Consider the following 16,786-nt stretch of genomic DNA (forward strand, 5'->3'; position numbering starts at 1 on the left):
TTAGAGGATTTGACATGAGTAACGGTTTCATCGTCCAAATCATCGGCGCTGTGGTGGACATCGAGTTCCCGCAGAATGCCGTGCCCCAGGTGTACGATGCACTGAAGGTTGTCAGCGAAGGCCAAGGCCAGGGTCTGGTACTGGAAGTTCAGCAACAGATCGGCGGCGGCGTCGTGCGTTGCATCACCATGGGTTCCTCCGACGGTCTGCGTCGTGGGTTGGAAGTAGTTAACAGCGGCAAGGCCATCCAGGTACCGGTCGGTACCTCGACCCTGGGCCGTATCATGAACGTACTGGGCGACCCCATCGACGAGAAGGGTCCGATCGGCGAAGAAGAGCGTTGGTCCATCCACCGCGAAGCCCCCAGCTACGAAGATCAGTCCAACAGCACCGAGCTGCTGGAGACCGGCATCAAGGTTATCGACCTGGTATGTCCGTTCGCCAAGGGTGGTAAGGTTGGTCTGTTCGGCGGCGCCGGCGTAGGCAAGACCGTCAACATGATGGAGCTGATCCGTAACATCGCGATCGAGCACAGCGGTTACTCCGTGTTCGCCGGTGTAGGTGAGCGTACCCGTGAGGGTAACGACTTCTACCACGAGATGATGGAGTCCAACGTACTGGACAAAGTATCTCTGGTTTACGGTCAGATGAACGAGCCGCCCGGAAACCGTCTGCGCGTGGCGCTGACCGGCCTGACCATGGCCGAGAAGTTCCGTGACGAAGGTCGTGACGTGCTGTTCTTCGTGGACAACATCTACCGTTACACCTTGGCCGGTACCGAAGTATCCGCACTGCTGGGCCGTATGCCCTCCGCAGTAGGTTACCAGCCGACCCTGGCCGAGGAGATGGGTGTTCTGCAAGAGCGCATCACCTCCACCAAGACTGGTTCCATCACCTCCGTACAGGCCGTTTACGTGCCTGCGGATGACTTGACCGACCCGTCTCCGGCGACCACCTTCGCCCACCTGGATGCGACCGTCGTACTGTCCCGTCAGATCGCGGCACTGGGTATCTACCCGGCCGTTGACCCGCTGGACTCCACCTCCCGTCAGCTGGATCCGCTGGTGGTTGGCAAGGAGCACTACGAGACCGCTCGTGGCGTTCAGACCGTACTGCAGCGCTACAAGGAGCTGAAGGACATCATCGCCATCCTGGGTATGGATGAACTGTCAGAAGAAGACAAACTGACCGTAGCCCGTGCCCGTAAGATCGAGCGTTTCCTGTCCCAGCCGTTCTTCGTGGCCGAAGTATTTACCGGTTCTCCGGGCAAATACGTGCCGCTGAAGGAAACCATCCGTGGCTTCCAGGGCATCCTGAAGGGCGAGTATGACGATCTGCCGGAGCAGGCGTTCTACATGGTTGGCGGCATCGACGAAGTCGTCGAGAAGTCCAAGAAACTGTAAGCCTCGATAGGAGGGCCCATGGCTGAGATGATCTCCTTTCACCTGGATGTGGTGAGCGCCGAAGGAAAACTGTTTTCCGGTCGCGTGCAATCCGCCCAGGTATCAGGCTCCGAAGGTGAGCTGGGTCTCCGCCACGGTCATGCTCCGTTGCTGACTGCCATCAAGCCGGGCCTGGTCCGCTTGATCAAGCAAAATGGTAGCGAAGAGGTGCTGTACATCTCCGGCGGCATGCTGGAAGTACAACCCGAAGCCGTGACCGTGCTGGCCGATACCGCCATTCGCGCAGACGATCTGGATGAGGCGAAAGCCCAGGAAGCCAAACGTCGTGCCGAAGAGCGGATCAACAGCTCCCATGGTGATATCGACTATGCTCAGGCGTCTGCCGAGCTGGCCAAAGCGATGGCCCAGTTGCGGGTTATCGATATCGTCAAAAAGAATTACCGTTAATCACGGTGATGCAAAAAGCGACCTTCGGGTCGCTTTTTTTTTGCCCGTTGGATAGACTCCGCCCAGCATTTCCACCTGTTTCAAAGGCTAGCTATGTCTCTCAACGTCGTGATCCTGGCTGCGGGCAAAGGCACCCGCATGCGTTCCTCCCTGCCCAAGGTGCTGCACCCCGTTGCCAGCAAGCCCATGGTCTCCCATGTGATCGAGACCGCCCGCCAGATCGGTGCCGAACAGCTGCACCTGGTGTACGGCCACGGCGCCGAACTGCTGAAGGAGCGGATCCAGGCATCCGACCTGAACTGGGTGCTGCAGGCCCAGCAACTGGGGACCGGCCATGCCGTCGCCCAGGCCATTCCGTTCTGGCATGACGAAGACGACGTGCTGGTGCTCTACGGCGATACCCCGCTGATCCAGCCCGAGACCCTGCAACGCTTGCTGGCCGCCAAGGCCGACGATGGCATGGCGTTGCTGACCGTGGTGCTGGACAACCCGACCGGCTATGGCCGCATCGTGCGGGAACATGGTCAGGTGGTCGGCATTGTCGAGCAGAAGGATGCCAACGCCGAGCAACTTGCCATCCGCGAAGTGAACACCGGCGTGCTGGTGGCGAACGGTGCCCAGCTGCGCGGCTGGCTGTCGCGCCTCGACAACAAGAACGCCCAGGGCGAGTTCTATCTGACCGACGTCATCGCCATGGCCCATGGGGATGGCTGTGCCATCGCCGCCGTCCACCCGGACAGCGCCATGGAAGTGGAAGGGGCCAACAATCGGGTGCAGCTGGCTGCGCTTGAGCGCAGCTACCAGCAGATGCAGGCCGAGAAGCTGATGATCGCCGGCGCCACCCTGATCGATCCGGCCCGTTTCGATCTGCGCGGCACCCTGGAAATCGGGGAGGAGGTGGTGATCGACGTCAACGTCATCATCGAAGGCAAGGTGGTGCTGGGTAATCACGTGCGCATCGGTGCCGGCAGCGTATTGAAGGATTGCGTGATCGGCGACCATACCGAGGTGAAACCTTACTCCGTCATCGAAGGTGCGCAAATTGCCGACCAGTGCTCGGTCGGGCCCTTTACCCGCCTGCGTCCGGGTGCCGTGCTGGAGCAGGATGCCCATGTCGGCAACTTCGTCGAGATGAAGAAGGCCCGGCTGGGGGTGGGCTCGAAGTGCGGTCATCTGACCTATCTGGGGGATGCGGACGTCGGCGCCAAGGTGAACATCGGTGCCGGCACCATCACCTGCAATTACGACGGGGTGAACAAGTTCCAGACCATCATCGAGGACGATGTCTTCGTCGGCTCCGATACCCAGCTGGTGGCGCCGGTGCGGATCGGCAAGGGGGCGACCCTGGGGGCGGGTTCCACCATCACCAAGGATGTGGCGGAAAACGAGCTGGTGATCACCCGGGTGCCCCAGCGCCACATTCCGAACTGGCCCCGTCCGGTCAAGAAGAAGTGATGCCCGATCAATGAAATGCAAACCGGCGCCCGAGGGCGCCGGTTTTTTTGCTTATGGCTGATGGCTGGTGTCACTGGTCGATGGCTGGGGGGCCGCCCATGCGGTGGCGGAGGGACTGTTCTCCATCACCTGATACCAGTCGAGCTTGCGGGTCAGCAGCATGATCAGCGCCAGGGTGGCGAACAGCAGCAGGGCGCCGAGCAGCAGAGCGATCTCTTCGGCCTGCAGCAGGCTGTAGAGGATGGCATAGACCAGCCCGAGCAGCGCAGCGAAGCCGATCCCCTGCTTCGGGCCGCCCAGCACATGGCTCAGGTAGAAGCCGTTGAGCAGCACGCTGGCCAGCGCGGCCACCAGATAGGCCCAGCCAAAGCCGAGGTGTTCGGTCAGGGCCAGTAGCACCAGATAGAAGATTGCCAGCCCCATGCCCACCAGCGCGTACTGGATCGGGTGAACTCGCAGCCCCTTGAGCAGCTCGAACATGAAGAAGCTGATGAAGGTGAGGCCGATGAACAGCAGGGCATATTTGGCGGCCCGCTCGTTCAGCTGATAGTGATCCACCGGTTGCACCAGGCTGACGCTGAATGACGGCAGTTTGGTGCCCGCTCCCTTCATCATGCGGTTGAAGCGGCTCTCCATGTCGGTGGCGAACCAACTGGTCTGCCAGCTGGCGCTGAACCCCTCCTGATTGAGGCTGCGACTGGCCGGTAGGAAGTCGCCGATAAAGTTGGGGTGGGGCCAGTTGCCGGCCAGTTGCAGCTTGCTCTCCCGGCCGAGCGGCACCACTTCCAGCTCGTTCATCCCCTGCAGATTGAGCTCCAGATGGAAGGTACCATCCTGCTGAGGCAGGCTGTCGAGAGGAGCATGGATCCCGGCCAGGGTGCTGCCGAGGCGGGCACCCGGAGCAAAGGGGGTGCGCAGCTTGCCGAGCTGCAGCTCGGGCACGCTGTTGATGCCGCGGGCATCGGAGAGCACCAGACTCAGGTAGGGTTTGCCTGCCACCAGCTCGTCATTCCCGGCGAGCGGCGCGCTCTCTTGTAGTTGAGCGGCTGTCGGCAAACGGCCGGAGAGGGAGAGCCGGGTCTGATAGACCTGCGCCTGATAGATGCCGAGTTTGCGCGGGGTCACCTCCATGGTGGCCTGCACGTCGAGCTGTTCCGGCAGCAGGTAGCGATAGGTCTGCTCCTGACGGACGAAGCGCTTGCCATCCTGCTCGACCGTCACCGAACGGGTATAGGGCTGCACGATAACCGGCCCCATCAGCTGTTGCGGGCCACTGCTGCTGACCATGATGCTCTGGATCGCCTGATTGCGGTAAATCTGCCGCTCCCGGTTCAGCTCCATGATGGATTGCACCGGTACCATCAGCAGCAGGCTGAGCAACAGCAGCAGGGCGATCTTGTGGGTGAAAATCTGTTTGACCATGACACGTCTCCTTGTTGTTGAACGGGAGTGTGCCGGGGTCGCGTGAAGGGAGGATGGGGCAGTGTGAAGCGGTGGTGAAGGGGGATAAAAAAACCGGCGCCAGGCGCCGGTGTTGCTGGCATCAGAGTGTCTTCAACCGGGCCGGCAGGGCGGCGAACACCTCCTCCCTGGCCTTGAGGGAAGCGAACTGCTTGCCCGGCTTCTGGATAACGGTGTGGACGAAGATGAGCGTCTTGTCCTGTTTGCTGGCCCAGCCGACGAACCAGCCGATCTGCTGCTCCCTGTCCAGGCTGCCATCCAGCAGCTTGGGGTAACCCATGCCGGTCTTGCCGTGGATCTGCCAACCGTCGATGTCGGGCTGACGCATCAGGTTGGCGGTATGGCGCAGGGTCTTGGCGGAGACCGGCAGCTTGCCGCTCACCATTTTCCCAAGGAAGCGGGCTTGCTCCTGGGGGCTGATGGCGAGGCTGGCGCTGAGCCAGGCCTGGGTCAGACCGTCGTGCTTGCCCGGGTTGCCTTCGAGATCCCGGTTGCCGTAGTCGAAGCTGTCCACGTAGTGCTGGAAGCGAGCCTCTCCCAGCCACTCGGTGAGGCGCTGCGAGTACCAGATGACCGAGAATTGCATCCAGCTGCTCGGGGTGGTGGTCTGTTTCCACTCCGGCAGGAAATCAGGATCACCGGCCTTGAACGGCAGGGCCGGCAGTTGTTCATCCACCAGAAAGCCGCTGTCATAGCCCATCAGTGCCAGCGGGATCTTGAAGGTGGAGGCCGGGGTCAACTGGGCGGCACAGTCCCCCTGGGTGCTGACGGGTTTGCCGGTGCCATCGGCAAACAGCATGCAGCCAGAAGCGGCGCTGGCAGGCAGTGCACAGAAGAGGCCGGCGGCAAGCAGACCGGACAACAGCATACGGGGCATATCTATCTCCTTGATTAATATGAATGCGCATCGACGGGGACGGTCGTCATCGAGGAGGTGCAGCTTAGCCCGGCTCTGTGTGCTTGGTGTGAAGTGTCCTCAGTTGCCGGGCAGCCAGAGAGTGGCCAGCACCCCCCCGCCCGGCTGATTGGCAAGAGCAAGATGGCCGCCATGCTGGCGTGCCACCTCCATGGCAAAACTGAGCCCGAGGCCGCTGCTTTTTCCCTTGTCTGGCCTTGGCAGGGAGTAGAAACGCTCGAAAATCCTGGGCAGCGCAAAGTCGGGAATGCCTGGACCCTGATCCCGCACCCGGTAGCAGTAACCCCCCTCCTCCATGGCGCCGCTCAGCACCAGGGTGCTGCCGGCGGGGGCGAAATCGAGGGCGTTGTCCAGCAGGTTGCCAAGGGCCTGCTCCACCAGCAGGGGATCCCACTTCTGCTTCTGACCTTCCCCCAGCTCGGCGTGCAGGGCGATCTGGCGGCGCTGGGCCTGGATCTGGCGGGCATCGAGCACCCGTCTGCCCAGCCGGGCCGGCTCAACGGATTGTCTGTCCAGCCCCTGCCCTGATTCGAGGCGGGCGAGTTGCAGCATGCGTTCGATCAGCTGCTGCATGCGGGCCGTCTCCAGATTGATGTTGCCGATAAAGCGCTTTGCGATGTCCGGCGGCGGCGCCTCGGCAAGAATCTCCCCCGCCCCGCGAATGGCCGCCAGCGGGCTTTTGAGCTCGTGAGTCAGGCTGTGGACATAGGCCTCGATATAGGCCTTGCCGTCCAGTTGGCGGCGCATGGTCTCCAGGGAGTGGCCTAGCCTGTCCAGTTCGGGGCTGTAGAGGCGCGGCAGGCTGGCGGGCTGACCCTGGCTGATTGCATCCGCATAGTGCACCAGCTTGCCGATGGCACGGTTGAGCCACCACACCAGCAAGGCGCCGATGAGCAGCGAGATGAACAGCAGCAGGGCCGCCCCTTTCAGCAACTGGTGTTCGCTGCGCTCTATCATGGGCTGCAGGGTGCTGTTGGGCTTGGCGACGGTGAGGGAGCCGATGATCTCGGCCCCTTCCCGCAGCGGAGCTGCCACATACATGGTCGAGCTGGCAGCATCGTCGGGATCGGTGCGGGTGCTGCGGGCGCCATATTCGCCGCGCAGGGTCAGGTAGACGTCGTTCCAGCGTGAGTAGTCCTTGCCCAGATCCACCCCGTCCGAGTCGTAGACCACCCTGCCTTTTGCGTCGGTCACATAGATGCGGTACTCCGCCTGCTGCTTGAGGTGGCCATCGATGAGGGCATTGATGGGACTCTGGTTGAGGCGGGCGAAGGCGCTGGCCAGCCGGCCATTCGCCATCTTTCCTTCCTGCATGTCGTCCAGGACCAGGGGGGCCAGCATCTGCGCCATGTCTACCAGGGTATCTTCGGTGGCGCTGCGTACCCCGGGCTTGATCTCCTCGACGAAGATCTCCAGCACGAACCAGGCGGCCAGGGCGAAGATCAGCACCAGGCCGCACAGCAGTTGCAATCCGATTCTCATCTCATCCCCCTGCCGATGCCCGGCCACCCCGAGTTCATGCCAGCTCCAGACTGTAGCCCAGCCCGCGGTGGGTCAGGATCAGGTTGGCGTCAGGGTCCCGCTCCCGCAGCTTGGCCCGCAGAGTCTTGATGTGGGTGTCGACGGTGCGATCCAGACTCTCTTCCGCATCCTGCCACACCAGATCCATCAGCTGCTGGCGGGAGTAGACCCGACCCGGCGCCAGCATCAGGGTCTTGAGCAGCAGGTACTCATAGCGGGTGAGCGTCAGGGGCTGGCCCTGGAAGCAGATTCGTGCCCGCTCCTCGTCCAGGGCGAGTGGCTGTATCGGCTGGTAGGGGGCGGGCTGGCTGCGGCGCAGGATGACCCGCACCCGGGCGCACACCTCACGGGGTGAGAAGGGTTTGGCCACATAGTCGTCTGCCCCTATCTCCAGCCCGATCAGCCTGTCTATCTCCTCGCTGCGAGCGGTGAGAAACATCAGGGGAATATCGGTCAGTGCCCGCACCCGCTTGCACAGTTCGAAACCGCTGATATCCGGCAGCCCCACATCCAGGATCAAAAAATCCGGTCGCGTCTGTTCCAGTCGCGCCAGCAACGGCTGGCCGAGGGGGAACCACTCCACCTCGAAACCATCGGTCTGCAGGGCATAGATCAGGGTATCGGCAATGCTGGCTTCATCTTCCACCAGCCAGATGAGTCGTTTTTGCATGGCGTCCTCGTCGCAAATCGGCCCCTCATTCTGGCATCGAACCAAATCGGATCCTATTTGCCGTTTGATTTTTCCCGAAAAGACATTAATATTTCGCCATTCTTTCGAATCGAAACTTATAAATGACCAAACGCAACACACAGCAGCGCCGTCACACCATAGTGAGTCTGGTGCAGGAGCAGGGGGAAGTCAGCGTCGATGCCCTGGCCAAACACTTCGCCACTTCCGAGGTGACCATCCGCAAAGATCTGGCGGTGCTGGAGACCGGTGGCCTGCTGCTGCGTCGTTACGGCGGTGCCGTTCCCCTCCCCAGCGAGATGGTGGTGGACAGCAACCCGGAACAAGTTTCGAATCGAAAGCTGGCCATTGCCCGCGCCGCCGCCGAGCGGATCCGCGATCACAACCGCGTCATCATCGACAGCGGCAGCACCACCAGCGCCATGATCCCCATGCTGGGCAACAAGCGCGGCCTCATCGTCATGACCAACTCCCTCAATGTGGCCGGTGCCCTGCGCGAGCTGGAAAACGAGCCCACCCTGCTGATGACAGGCGGGACCTGGGATCCCCATTCCGAATCCTTCCAGGGGCAGGTGGCGGAGCAGGTGCTGCGCTCCTATGACTTCGACCAGCTCTTCATCGGCGCCGACGGCATCGACCCGGAGCGCGGCACTACCACCTTCAACGAGCTGGTGGGCCTCTCCCGGGTCATGGCCGAGGTGTCGCGGGAGGTCATCGTCATGGTGGAGTCGGAGAAGATCGGCCGCAAGATCCCCAATCTCGAGCTGCCCTGGTCCGGCATCCATACCCTGGTGACCGACGAGGGGCTGAGCAATGCGGCCAGAGAACAGATTCAGGCCAGGGGGATCACGCTGATTTGCGCCCCCGTGGCCGTGTGACCTGAACAAACCATTATCCAACCGAATTAACGTCTTACGTTTCAAGGAGAAGTCTATGTGTGGCATCGTCGGGGCCGTCGCCCAACGTGATGTGGCTGAAATCCTGGTAGAGGGCCTGCGCCGTCTGGAATACCGTGGCTACGATTCGGCCGGTGTTGCCGTGTTCAGCGCCAACCAGCCGCTGCAGCGGGTGCGTCGCCTTGGCAAGGTGGCCGAACTGGCCAAGGCTTTGGAGGAGCAGTCCGTCCACGGTGGTACCGGCATTGCCCACACCCGCTGGGCTACCCATGGCGAGCCGTCCGAGCGCAATGCTCACCCCCATGTCTCCGAGCATATCGTGGTGGTGCACAACGGTATCATCGAGAACCACGAAGAGCTGCGGGAAGAGTTGAAGGCGCTGGGCTATGTGTTCAGCTCCGACACCGACACCGAAGTGATCGCCCACCTGGTGCACCACGAGCTGAAATCCGCCCCCAGCCTGCTGGCGGCCATGCAGGTCGCGGTGAAGCAACTGCGCGGCGCCTACGGCACCGTGGTGATGGACAGCCGTGACGACAGCCGCGTGGTGGTGGCCCGTTCCGGCTCCCCCCTGGTGATCGGCCGCGGCATCGGCGAGAACTTCATCGCTTCCGACCAGATGGCCCTGCTGCCGGTGACCCGCCGCTTCATCTTCCTGGAAGAGGGCGATGTGGCCGAAGTGACCCGCCGCGACGTGCACATCTTCGATACCCACGGCGAGGCCGTGGTGCGCGAGGAGCTGGAGTCCGAGCTGTCCCACGATGCCGGTGACAAGGGTGAATACCGCCACTACATGCTCAAGGAGATCTACGAGCAGCCCAAGGCCATCACCAATACCCTGGAAGGCCGCCTGGGCAGCGATCACGTGGTGGTCGAGTCCTTCGGCAACGGCGCCCGCGCCATCTTCGACAAGGTCGAGCACGTCCAGATCGTCGCCTGCGGCACCTCCTACAACTCCGGCATGGTGGCCCGATACTGGTTCGAAGAGATCGCCGGCGTCTCCTGCGACGTGGAGATCGCCTCCGAGTTCCGCTACCGCAAGTCGGTGGTGCGCCCCAACAGCCTGCTGGTGACTCTTTCCCAGAGCGGAGAAACCGCCGATACCCTGGCCGCCCTGCGTCTGGCCAAGGAATCCGGTTACATGAGCTCCCTGGCCATCTGCAACGTACCGGGCTCCTCCCTGGTGCGTGAATCGGATCTGGCCTTCATGACCCGGGCTGGTGCCGAGATCGGGGTGGCGTCCACCAAGGCGTTCACCACCCAGCTGGCTGGTCTGCTGATGCTGGTGGCCTCAGTCGGTCACTGCCGTGGCAACCTGAGCGCCGCCGCCGAGGCCGAACTGGTCAAGGCGCTGCAAGCCTTGCCTGTACGCATCAAGGAGAGCCTGGCCTTGGCCAAGCAGATCGAGACTCTGGCCGAAGAGTTTGCCGACAAGCACCATAGCCTGTTCCTCGGTCGTGGCAGCCAGTACCCCATCGCCATGGAAGGGGCGCTCAAACTCAAGGAAATCTCCTACATCCACGCCGAGGCCTATGCCGCCGGTGAGTTGAAGCATGGCCCGCTGGCGCTGATCGATGCCGAGATGCCCATCATCGTCGTGGCGCCGAACAACGATCTGCTGGAGAAGCTCAAGTCCAACGTGGAAGAGGTGCGTGCCCGTGGCGGTATCCTCTATGTGTTCGCCGATGCGGACGCCGGTTTCAAGAGCGACGAGACCATGCGGGTGATGAGCCTGAACCACGTGGAAGAGATGATCGCGCCGATCGTCTATACCGTGCCGTTGCAGCTGCTTTCCTACCACGTCGCCCTCATCAAGGGCACCGACGTGGATCAACCGCGCAACCTGGCCAAATCCGTGACTGTGGAATAAGCCGTCGCCGGAAATGAAAAAAGAGCCGCATTGCGGCTCTTTTTGTTTTGGCAAAACAGGCTACGACAGCCGCAGGTTGGTGATGGTCACGTCGTCCAGGGAAGGCACAATGATGCCGCTGGAGATGCTCTTGGCGATCGCCTGGTTGCGGTTGCGCGAGTCCGTCTTGTTGGTGACCTGATTGAGGTGGAAGTTCACGGTTCGCTCGCTGATGCCGAGGATGGTGGCGATCTCCCAGGAGGTCTTGCCCTCGCTGGCCCAGAACAGGCACTCCTTCTCCCGATCCGACAGCTCGGCCAGGTATTTCATCAGGTCTGGCCTGGCCTTGATGAGGGTCAGGGCCGAGTTGAAGATGTAGCTGGCGCAGAATGACAGCAGGGGAACGTTTTCAAACATCAGATCGGAATTGGACTTCTCCTTGCTGATGAAAGAGAGGATGCCGTGTTCCCCCTGCGGCGTGTGCAGCGGGAAGGAGACGCCGTTCCTCACCCCGAAGTCGGCGGCGAGGTTCATCACCTCCCTGCTGGCGCTGGGCAACCAGGGGGCATCACAATCGAGCTTGTTCCAGAAGATGGGCTGGGTCTGCTTCAGCCCCAGGAAGACGACCGGATCCTGGGTCAGGTAGTGCCGTTCCGAATAGGCATCAAACCAGCTGGTGGGGCAGTTGTTGAACAAGGCCACATGGGATTTCTGCATGCTGATGGGGAAAATAATCAGCAAACGGAAGTAATCAAACCCCATTTGATGACTGAAGCGCTCCAGTTGTTGCTGGATCTCGCTGGTCTTCTTCGCCTTGGTGAACCGATCTATGTGTTCCCAGATCGCATCGTTAAACATGTAAGTCTCCTTTTTCGATCACTTATCTTGCTGATCGAAAAGACATTTTTTAGTTATTTAAAATGGTGTTGCGACTACCAACGCCAGTTATTCCCGTACTTGTCTAAAAAGTATCCTGTTTTTTCGGCCAGAGGCCAAGAAAATCATCTGATTGCCAGTGACCCTACTCTTTGAGACAATGAGAATAGTTATCATTGTTAAGATTTATATCATGAACAAGTTTTGGGGTCTGGCCTTGTTACCCATGGCCGTTCATTGCGTCGTGTCCGCCGACGAGGTTGTTGCGCCAGCATTGAAGAACAGTATCGCCGACGGGAAAGCCTCCCAGCTGCGTGTGGAGAAAGCCGCCGATGGCGCCGTCGCCGCCAGGATTGAGCTGCAAAATGCCCAACTTCAACTGCGGGATCTGGAAGCCTACAACCGCTACATGCAGTCTCTGGTGGCCGATCAGCAAAACGAGCTGGGCAAGCTGAACCAGCAGTTGGAGGCGGTACAGGAGACCAGACAGGGGCTTGTCCCCCTGATGCTGCAGATGCAAGCCGATCTGGAACAGCTGGTACAGGATGACATCCCGCTGCGCAGGGAGGATCGTCTGGCGCGGGTTGCTGCCTTGAAAGCGACGCTGGCCAGAGCCGATGTGAGCGAGGCGGAGAAGTTCCACCAGCTATTGCAGGCCTATCAGATTGAAGCCGAATACGGCAGCAGACTGGACCATTATTCCGCCGAGCTGGTGCTGGATGGCGCACCGCGCCGGGTCGACGTGCTGGCTCTGGGCCGGGTCTCCCTGCTGGCGATGACCGCCGATCGCTCCCAGGCGTGGCGCTGGTCTGCGCAGAGCAAGCAATGGCAAGCCCTCGACGGCCAGTGGCTCTCCCCCATCGCCGAGGCGTTGGAAATGGCTGCCGACAAGAAAGTTCCCCAGTTGTTGAATGTCCCCCTTTCCGTCAGCCGTGGTCAGGAGGCCCAATCATGAGCGTCACCATGAAGTGGTTACCCCTTGCCCTCGCCCTCTCTCTGGGCACCACAGCCGCCGTGGCCGAGGAAGCCTGGCAGCAGCAGGAACAGGCCCGTGAACAGAAGGCTCAGCAGGATCTGGCGTCTGTCTCCAGGGAGCTGAGCACTGCCCGTACCAAGCTGGCCGAGGCCCAGCGCCTGAGCAAGGCGCTGGCCAGCCAGTTCGCGGCCAATGAAAAGCAGCTGGTGGAGCTCAATACCCAGTGGGAGCAAGCCTCCGGCGACATGAACGAGATCTTTGCGGTCACCCGTCAGGGGGCCAGCGATGCGGTCAAGCTGCTGAGCGAATCCGCCGTCGAGGGCCAGTATCCTGATCGCCTCGCCCCGCTGAAAACCATGGCACAGGATAAACAGGTGCCTGATCGCGCCGCCCTTGCCCTGCTGCCAGCCACCTTGCTGCAGGAGATCCGCGAATCGGGCCGGGTTGCCCAGTTCAACGGCAAGGTGCTTGATGCCCAGGGCGTTGCCAGCGAGCAGACGTTGACCCGGATCGGCAGCTTCGCCCTGCTGGGCGATGCTGGTTTCTTGCAACCGGGGGCCGAAGGCCTGAGTCCGGTGCTGGGCCTGCCAGGCAGCGTACTTTCCGCTGTGGCCGCTTATCAGGGTCAGGAGGGAGAAGCGTTGCCGCTGGATCCCTCCCACGGTGTTCTGCTCGATATGCTGGCTCAGGCGCCCACCTTCTGGCAGCAAGTCCAGCAGGGAGGCCAGGTCGGCGCCATCATCGTGCTGCTGGCAGCCATCGGCCTGGGGATCGCTGGAGTACGGCTGTGGAGCCTCTCTCGCGAACTGGGTCGGGTTCGTCGCCAGCTCAAGAGCGGTGAATATCATGCCGACAACGCCCTCGGCCGGGTGCTGACGGTGGCTGACAAGCATCCAGAACTGAGCATGGAGACCCTCGAACTGCGTCTGGATGAGGCGATCCTGCAGGAGACCCCTCGCCTGGAGCGCGGCATCGGCATGGTCAAGGTGATCGCGGCCATCGCCCCCATGCTGGGTCTGCTCGGGACAGTGACCGGTATGATCGGCACCTTCCAGGCCATCACCCAGTTCGGTACCGGCGATCCCAAGATCATGGCGGGCGGCATCTCCATGGCTCTGGTCACCACGGTGCAGGGTCTGGTAGCGGCCATTCCGCTGATCCTGGCCCACAGCCTGTTGCAGTCCCGTTTCACCGAGCTCTCCAACGTGCTGGAACAGCAGGTGGCCGGGATCCTGGCCGAGCGGGCCGAAAGCAATGGTGACAGGGTGGAGCGGGTAGCATGATGCTCGACATCTGGCAGCAGTTGCAGAGCTTCATGGGCCGTGGCGGCCCGGTGCTCTGGGTCATTCTGGCCTTGCTGGTGCTGATGTGGATTCTGATGATCGAGCGGCTGCTCTACCTCAACCTGGGGTTTGCACCGTTGCAGCGTGAGCTGCTGGGCCGCTGGCAGGCGCGTCGCGAGCGTCACAGCTGGCACGCTCGCGCGATTCGCGGGCGCTGGCTGGCAGAAGTGGAGCTGGCGCTCAACCGTCATCTGATCTTCATCCGCACCCTGGTGGTGCTCTGCCCCATGCTGGGATTGCTGGGTACAGTGACCGGCATGATAGGCGTATTCGATGCGCTGGCTGCGGCCAACCGCTTTAACCCGGAGAGCATGGCGGGCGGGATCTCCCGCGCCACCATCCCCACCATGGCAGGCATGGTGGTGGCCCTCTCCGGCGTGTTGTTACTGAGCCGGCTCGAGAGTCAGGCCAAGCGTGCGCTGGCCAAGACCCGGGACGGCCTGCGAGAAGAGAAGGTAATGCAATGAGACGGCAATCCAAACGCCAGCGCGATGAAGTACAGATCGACATGACCCCCATGCTGGATATCGTCTTCATCATGCTGATCTTCTTCATCGTGACCACCTCCTTCGTGCGCGAAGCCGGGCTTGAGGTACACAGACCTCAGGCCAGCCAGGCCAAGGCGCAGAAATCGTCCAGCATCATGCTGGCGATCGGCGCTCAGGGGCAGATCTTCCTCGACCGCAAACAGGTGGATGTGGAGCGGGTGCAGGCCACCCTCGTCCGACTGTTGGCGGAGCAGCCCGAGGCAAGCCTGGTGATCCAGGCCGATGAACGGGTACCCCACGGCAAGGTGGTGCGGGTGATGGATGAAGCCAAGGCGGCAGGCATCGCCAACATCGCCGTGGCGGTGGCACCGAAATGAAACACAAGTTGATGAGCCTGGGACTGGGGATCGCCCTCAGTCTGGGCATCCTGTTGTTCATGGCCACCCTGGTGGAGCCGCCCGGAGGGGAGAAGGCGACCACAGAGCAAAAATCCATCGTCATCAACATGCAGAACGAGGTGACCGAGGTACAGGTGCGTGAGCGGCCGGTACCCCAGGAGCCGGAACCCCTGCCGGAGCCGCCTGCCGCGCTGGCTTCGACGCCACTGCCCATGCCGGCGGCGGCCCCGTTGCCTTCGGTACAGCCGAGCCTGGACCTAGTCTCGACCCTGAGTGCGGTACAGGTCTCTGCCCCTGGCGTGGCGACCAGTCCCACTCCGGTCGCGAGCGGCAATTTCCATGGTCAGCAGCAGGGTACCGGGATCGGTGCCGGCGACATGCTGATGCCGCTGCAACGGGTTGAGCCTGTTTATCCCTACCGGGCCCAGCAGGCCGGCATCGAGGGGTCCGTGACCTTGCGTTTCAGCGTCGATGCCGACGGCCGGGTACAGGATGTGGAGGTGGTCGAGGCGAAGCCGAAGCGTCAGTTCGAGCGAGCGGCCATTCAGGCGATCAACAAGTGGCGCTATCAGCCGAGGCCGGGCGCCACCGACAAACTGGTGCAAGTCATCACGCTCAAATTCAAATTGGAGTCATAACCATGTTGCGGATCTGGATCTGTCTGCTGGCCCTGGTCAGCCAAGCCTGTCTGGCGATGGAGGTGAGCCCTCATTTCTCCCGCCAGCTGGAGCCCGTGATGAAGCTCTATCAATCCGGCCAGTGGCAACAGGCCCAGAGCAAGGCGGCTGTGCTCAAACCCGGTTCCGAGGCTGAGCACGCCTGGCTGGCGCAGTTACAGGCCTCTCTGGCCGCCAACCTGCAGCAGACCGCACAGGCGAGTCGCTACGTGGAGCAGGCTCTTGCCTATAAAGAGTGGCCAGAGCAGCAACGACTTCAGTTGTTGCGTCTGCGAGGGGATATCCAGGCCCAGCAATCCAACTGGCCCGGCGCCATCGCCAGCTACAAGGCCGCATTGGCCATCAAGGCTGACGATGCCTTGCGTCTGCGCTTGGCTGGCCTCTATTACCACAACAAGCAGTACGGCGAGGCAGCCAGCCAGAGTGAACAACTGTTGAAGAAAAGCTGGCAGAAGCAGGCAGCCATCATCCGCCTCTCCTCCCTCACTGCATTGCAGCGTTACGGCGTGGCTGCGGATCAGGCCGAAGAGTTGATCCGCCGCGAGCCGAAAGAGAGCAAGTGGTGGCAGCAGGCTGTGTCGCTCAATCTCTCCGCCAAGCGTGGTGATCGAGCGCTTGCACTGCTGCAAACTGCCATCGACCGTCAACTGATGGATGATGCCGCCGCCCGCAACCAGCTAATCCGCCTGTATGCCTGGCAGGGACTGCCCTATCGCGGTGCGCGTCTGCTGGAGTCTGCCATGGCCAAGGGACAGATGAAGCAGAGCGCCGAGAATCGCCAATTGCTGGCCCAGTTGTGGGAAGGGGCACGTGAGTGGCCGAAGGCTGTGGACAGCTGGCAGCTGCTTGCCCGGGAACATGCTCACCCCAAGGCCGCCATGCGTGCCGCCGAACTGCTGCTGCAACAGGGCAAGACGGATGCCGCCATGACCCAGCTCGCGGCCATCAAGTCAGTGAAGGGAGAGCAGGGCAACAGAGCCAAGGCCCTTCTGGTGCAGGCACACCTCAATAAAGAACAATATGCTCAGGCGCTGGTGTTGGCTCGCGAGCTGCAACAGCAGAACAACTGGCAAGACAGGGCGACCAGCTGGGTCAACTACATTCAGGCCCAGACTGACGGTATGAACAAAAAATCGGCATGAAACTGGGGTAAACTCTCATTTCATGGGGTTTAGCCTGCTTTTTCAGCAAACGAGCGTATTTTTACAAAAAGCTCTTGTCATCACGGCGCGGCTCCCTATAATGCGCCCCTACCAGCACGGCGGACCACGCCAACCTGATGAGCCAGCCTCCTTAGGAAGTGGGCGCCGAAAGAAAAGCGAAAACAACCGCTTGACTTTCGAAGTGAGGAGCGTAAGATGCGCCTCCTCAACGCGATAAGCGTGACGCTCT

16 protein-coding genes are annotated in these 16,786 nt (G+C 61.6%); 11 read left to right on the forward strand and 5 right to left on the reverse strand.

All coding sequences use genetic code 11. The features are described from left to right. Positions 1-14 precede the first annotated feature (14 nt). From atpD to glmU, 3 genes are all read left to right on the forward strand, one after another. Entirely contained in the window at positions 15-1,403 is a 1,389-nt protein-coding gene (gene atpD / locus AB5Y80_RS00215) for a F0F1 ATP synthase subunit beta (protein WP_010672260.1), read from the forward strand. 18 nt (positions 1,404-1,421) lie between these two features. Further along, positions 1,422-1,850, forward strand: coding sequence for a F0F1 ATP synthase subunit epsilon (locus AB5Y80_RS00220; protein WP_010672259.1), 429 nt, complete (start codon positions 1,422-1,424; stop codon positions 1,848-1,850). 93 nt (positions 1,851-1,943) lie between these two features. Beyond that, positions 1,944-3,305 (forward strand): bifunctional UDP-N-acetylglucosamine diphosphorylase/glucosamine-1-phosphate N-acetyltransferase GlmU, encoded by a 1,362-nt coding sequence (gene glmU / locus AB5Y80_RS00225; protein ID WP_368172377.1) that lies wholly within the window; start codon positions 1,944-1,946, stop codon positions 3,303-3,305. Positions 3,306-3,356: 51 nt separating this feature from the next. On the opposite strand, the gene creD is transcribed toward glmU, so the two are convergent. From creD to blrA, 4 genes are all read right to left on the reverse strand, one after another. Beyond that, positions 3,357-4,727 (reverse strand): cell envelope integrity protein CreD, encoded by a 1,371-nt coding sequence (gene creD, locus AB5Y80_RS00230; RefSeq protein WP_368172378.1) that lies wholly within the window; start codon positions 4,725-4,727, stop codon positions 3,357-3,359. Between the two features lie 121 nt (positions 4,728-4,848). Next, positions 4,849-5,643: a class D beta-lactamase gene (gene blaOXA, locus AB5Y80_RS00235; RefSeq protein WP_043153635.1), complete on the reverse strand. Its 795-nt coding sequence runs from the start codon at positions 5,641-5,643 to the stop codon at positions 4,849-4,851. Positions 5,644-5,742: 99 nt separating this feature from the next. After that, a complete protein-coding gene (gene blrB / locus AB5Y80_RS00240) occupies positions 5,743-7,164 on the reverse strand; it encodes a beta-lactam sensor histidine kinase BlrB (protein WP_368172379.1) in 1,422 nt (473 codons plus the stop codon). A gap of 34 nt (positions 7,165-7,198) precedes the next feature. Next, positions 7,199-7,873: a beta-lactam response regulator transcription factor BlrA gene (gene blrA, locus AB5Y80_RS00245; RefSeq protein ID WP_368172380.1), complete on the reverse strand. Its 675-nt coding sequence runs from the start codon at positions 7,871-7,873 to the stop codon at positions 7,199-7,201. A gap of 122 nt (positions 7,874-7,995) precedes the next feature. Here blrA and AB5Y80_RS00250 point away from each other — a divergent pair, with 122 nt between their 5' ends. Next, positions 7,996-8,769, forward strand: coding sequence for a DeoR/GlpR family DNA-binding transcription regulator (locus AB5Y80_RS00250; RefSeq protein WP_010672253.1), 774 nt, complete (start codon positions 7,996-7,998; stop codon positions 8,767-8,769). A gap of 55 nt (positions 8,770-8,824) precedes the next feature. Then, complete coding sequence (glmS, locus tag AB5Y80_RS00255; RefSeq protein ID WP_010672252.1) at positions 8,825-10,657, forward strand: glutamine--fructose-6-phosphate transaminase (isomerizing); 1,833 nt, start codon at positions 8,825-8,827, stop codon at positions 10,655-10,657. 60 nt (positions 10,658-10,717) lie between these two features. Here glmS and AB5Y80_RS00260 read toward each other — a convergent pair whose 3' ends face one another. Further along, on the reverse strand, positions 10,718-11,494 hold the full coding sequence (locus AB5Y80_RS00260) for a LuxR family transcriptional regulator (protein WP_010672236.1): 777 nt from the start codon (positions 11,492-11,494) through the stop codon (positions 10,718-10,720). Positions 11,495-11,705: 211 nt separating this feature from the next. Between AB5Y80_RS00260 and AB5Y80_RS00265 the strand changes: the two genes are divergently transcribed. From AB5Y80_RS00265 to AB5Y80_RS00290, 6 genes are read left to right on the forward strand one after another with little or no spacing between them, the layout of a single operon-like run. Continuing rightward, a complete protein-coding gene (locus AB5Y80_RS00265) occupies positions 11,706-12,467 on the forward strand; it encodes a DUF3450 domain-containing protein (RefSeq protein ID WP_279968038.1) in 762 nt (253 codons plus the stop codon). Next, positions 12,464-13,771, forward strand: a complete 1,308-nt coding sequence (locus tag AB5Y80_RS00270; protein WP_368172381.1) for a MotA/TolQ/ExbB proton channel family protein — start codon at positions 12,464-12,466, stop codon at positions 13,769-13,771. Before AB5Y80_RS00265 ends, AB5Y80_RS00270 begins: the two co-directional genes overlap by 4 nt. Next, the gene (locus tag AB5Y80_RS00275; protein ID WP_010672233.1) at positions 13,768-14,298 is read left to right on the forward strand and encodes a MotA/TolQ/ExbB proton channel family protein; all 531 of its coding nucleotides are present in this window, start codon (positions 13,768-13,770) and stop codon (positions 14,296-14,298) included. The genes AB5Y80_RS00270 and AB5Y80_RS00275 overlap by 4 nt, the downstream gene beginning before the upstream one ends. After that, a complete protein-coding gene (locus AB5Y80_RS00280) occupies positions 14,295-14,696 on the forward strand; it encodes an ExbD/TolR family protein (protein ID WP_368172382.1) in 402 nt (133 codons plus the stop codon). The genes AB5Y80_RS00275 and AB5Y80_RS00280 overlap by 4 nt, the downstream gene beginning before the upstream one ends. Next, entirely contained in the window at positions 14,693-15,355 is a 663-nt protein-coding gene (locus tag AB5Y80_RS00285) for an energy transducer TonB (RefSeq protein WP_113069293.1), read from the forward strand. Before AB5Y80_RS00280 ends, AB5Y80_RS00285 begins: the two co-directional genes overlap by 4 nt. A 2-nt stretch (positions 15,356-15,357) precedes the next feature. Next, entirely contained in the window at positions 15,358-16,536 is a 1,179-nt protein-coding gene (locus AB5Y80_RS00290) for a hypothetical protein (RefSeq protein WP_162726538.1), read from the forward strand. Positions 16,537-16,786 lie beyond the last annotated feature (250 nt).

It is taken from the genome of Aeromonas sp. R2-1 (genome assembly GCF_040908425.1).
GTDB classification, from domain to species: domain Bacteria; phylum Pseudomonadota; class Gammaproteobacteria; order Enterobacterales; family Aeromonadaceae; genus Aeromonas; species Aeromonas caviae.

What these genes read in the sequence shown, in the direction of transcription:
- blrB (WP_368172379.1), bottom strand. Translation starts at nt 7,164, where the DNA reads ATGAGAATCGGATTGCAACTGCTGTGCGGCCTGGTGCTGATCTTCGCC.
- glmS (WP_010672252.1), top strand. Translation starts at nt 8,825, where the DNA reads ATGTGTGGCATCGTCGGGGCCGTCGCCCAACGTGATGTGGCTGAAATC.
- blrA (WP_368172380.1), bottom strand. Translation starts at nt 7,873, where the DNA reads ATGCAAAAACGACTCATCTGGCTGGTGGAAGATGAAGCCAGCATTGCC.
- AB5Y80_RS00280 (WP_368172382.1), top strand. Translation starts at nt 14,295, where the DNA reads ATGAGACGGCAATCCAAACGCCAGCGCGATGAAGTACAGATCGACATG.
- AB5Y80_RS00285 (WP_113069293.1), top strand. Translation starts at nt 14,693, where the DNA reads ATGAAACACAAGTTGATGAGCCTGGGACTGGGGATCGCCCTCAGTCTG.
- AB5Y80_RS00270 (WP_368172381.1), top strand. Translation starts at nt 12,464, where the DNA reads ATGAGCGTCACCATGAAGTGGTTACCCCTTGCCCTCGCCCTCTCTCTG.
- creD (WP_368172378.1), bottom strand. Translation starts at nt 4,727, where the DNA reads ATGGTCAAACAGATTTTCACCCACAAGATCGCCCTGCTGCTGTTGCTC.
- AB5Y80_RS00275 (WP_010672233.1), top strand. Translation starts at nt 13,768, where the DNA reads ATGATGCTCGACATCTGGCAGCAGTTGCAGAGCTTCATGGGCCGTGGC.
- blaOXA (WP_043153635.1), bottom strand. Translation starts at nt 5,643, where the DNA reads ATGCCCCGTATGCTGTTGTCCGGTCTGCTTGCCGCCGGCCTCTTCTGT.
- glmU (WP_368172377.1), top strand. Translation starts at nt 1,944, where the DNA reads ATGTCTCTCAACGTCGTGATCCTGGCTGCGGGCAAAGGCACCCGCATG.
- atpD (WP_010672260.1), top strand. Translation starts at nt 15, where the DNA reads ATGAGTAACGGTTTCATCGTCCAAATCATCGGCGCTGTGGTGGACATC.
- AB5Y80_RS00220 (WP_010672259.1), top strand. Translation starts at nt 1,422, where the DNA reads ATGGCTGAGATGATCTCCTTTCACCTGGATGTGGTGAGCGCCGAAGGA.
- AB5Y80_RS00260 (WP_010672236.1), bottom strand. Translation starts at nt 11,494, where the DNA reads ATGTTTAACGATGCGATCTGGGAACACATAGATCGGTTCACCAAGGCG.
- AB5Y80_RS00290 (WP_162726538.1), top strand. Translation starts at nt 15,358, where the DNA reads ATGTTGCGGATCTGGATCTGTCTGCTGGCCCTGGTCAGCCAAGCCTGT.
- AB5Y80_RS00250 (WP_010672253.1), top strand. Translation starts at nt 7,996, where the DNA reads ATGACCAAACGCAACACACAGCAGCGCCGTCACACCATAGTGAGTCTG.
- AB5Y80_RS00265 (WP_279968038.1), top strand. Translation starts at nt 11,706, where the DNA reads ATGAACAAGTTTTGGGGTCTGGCCTTGTTACCCATGGCCGTTCATTGC.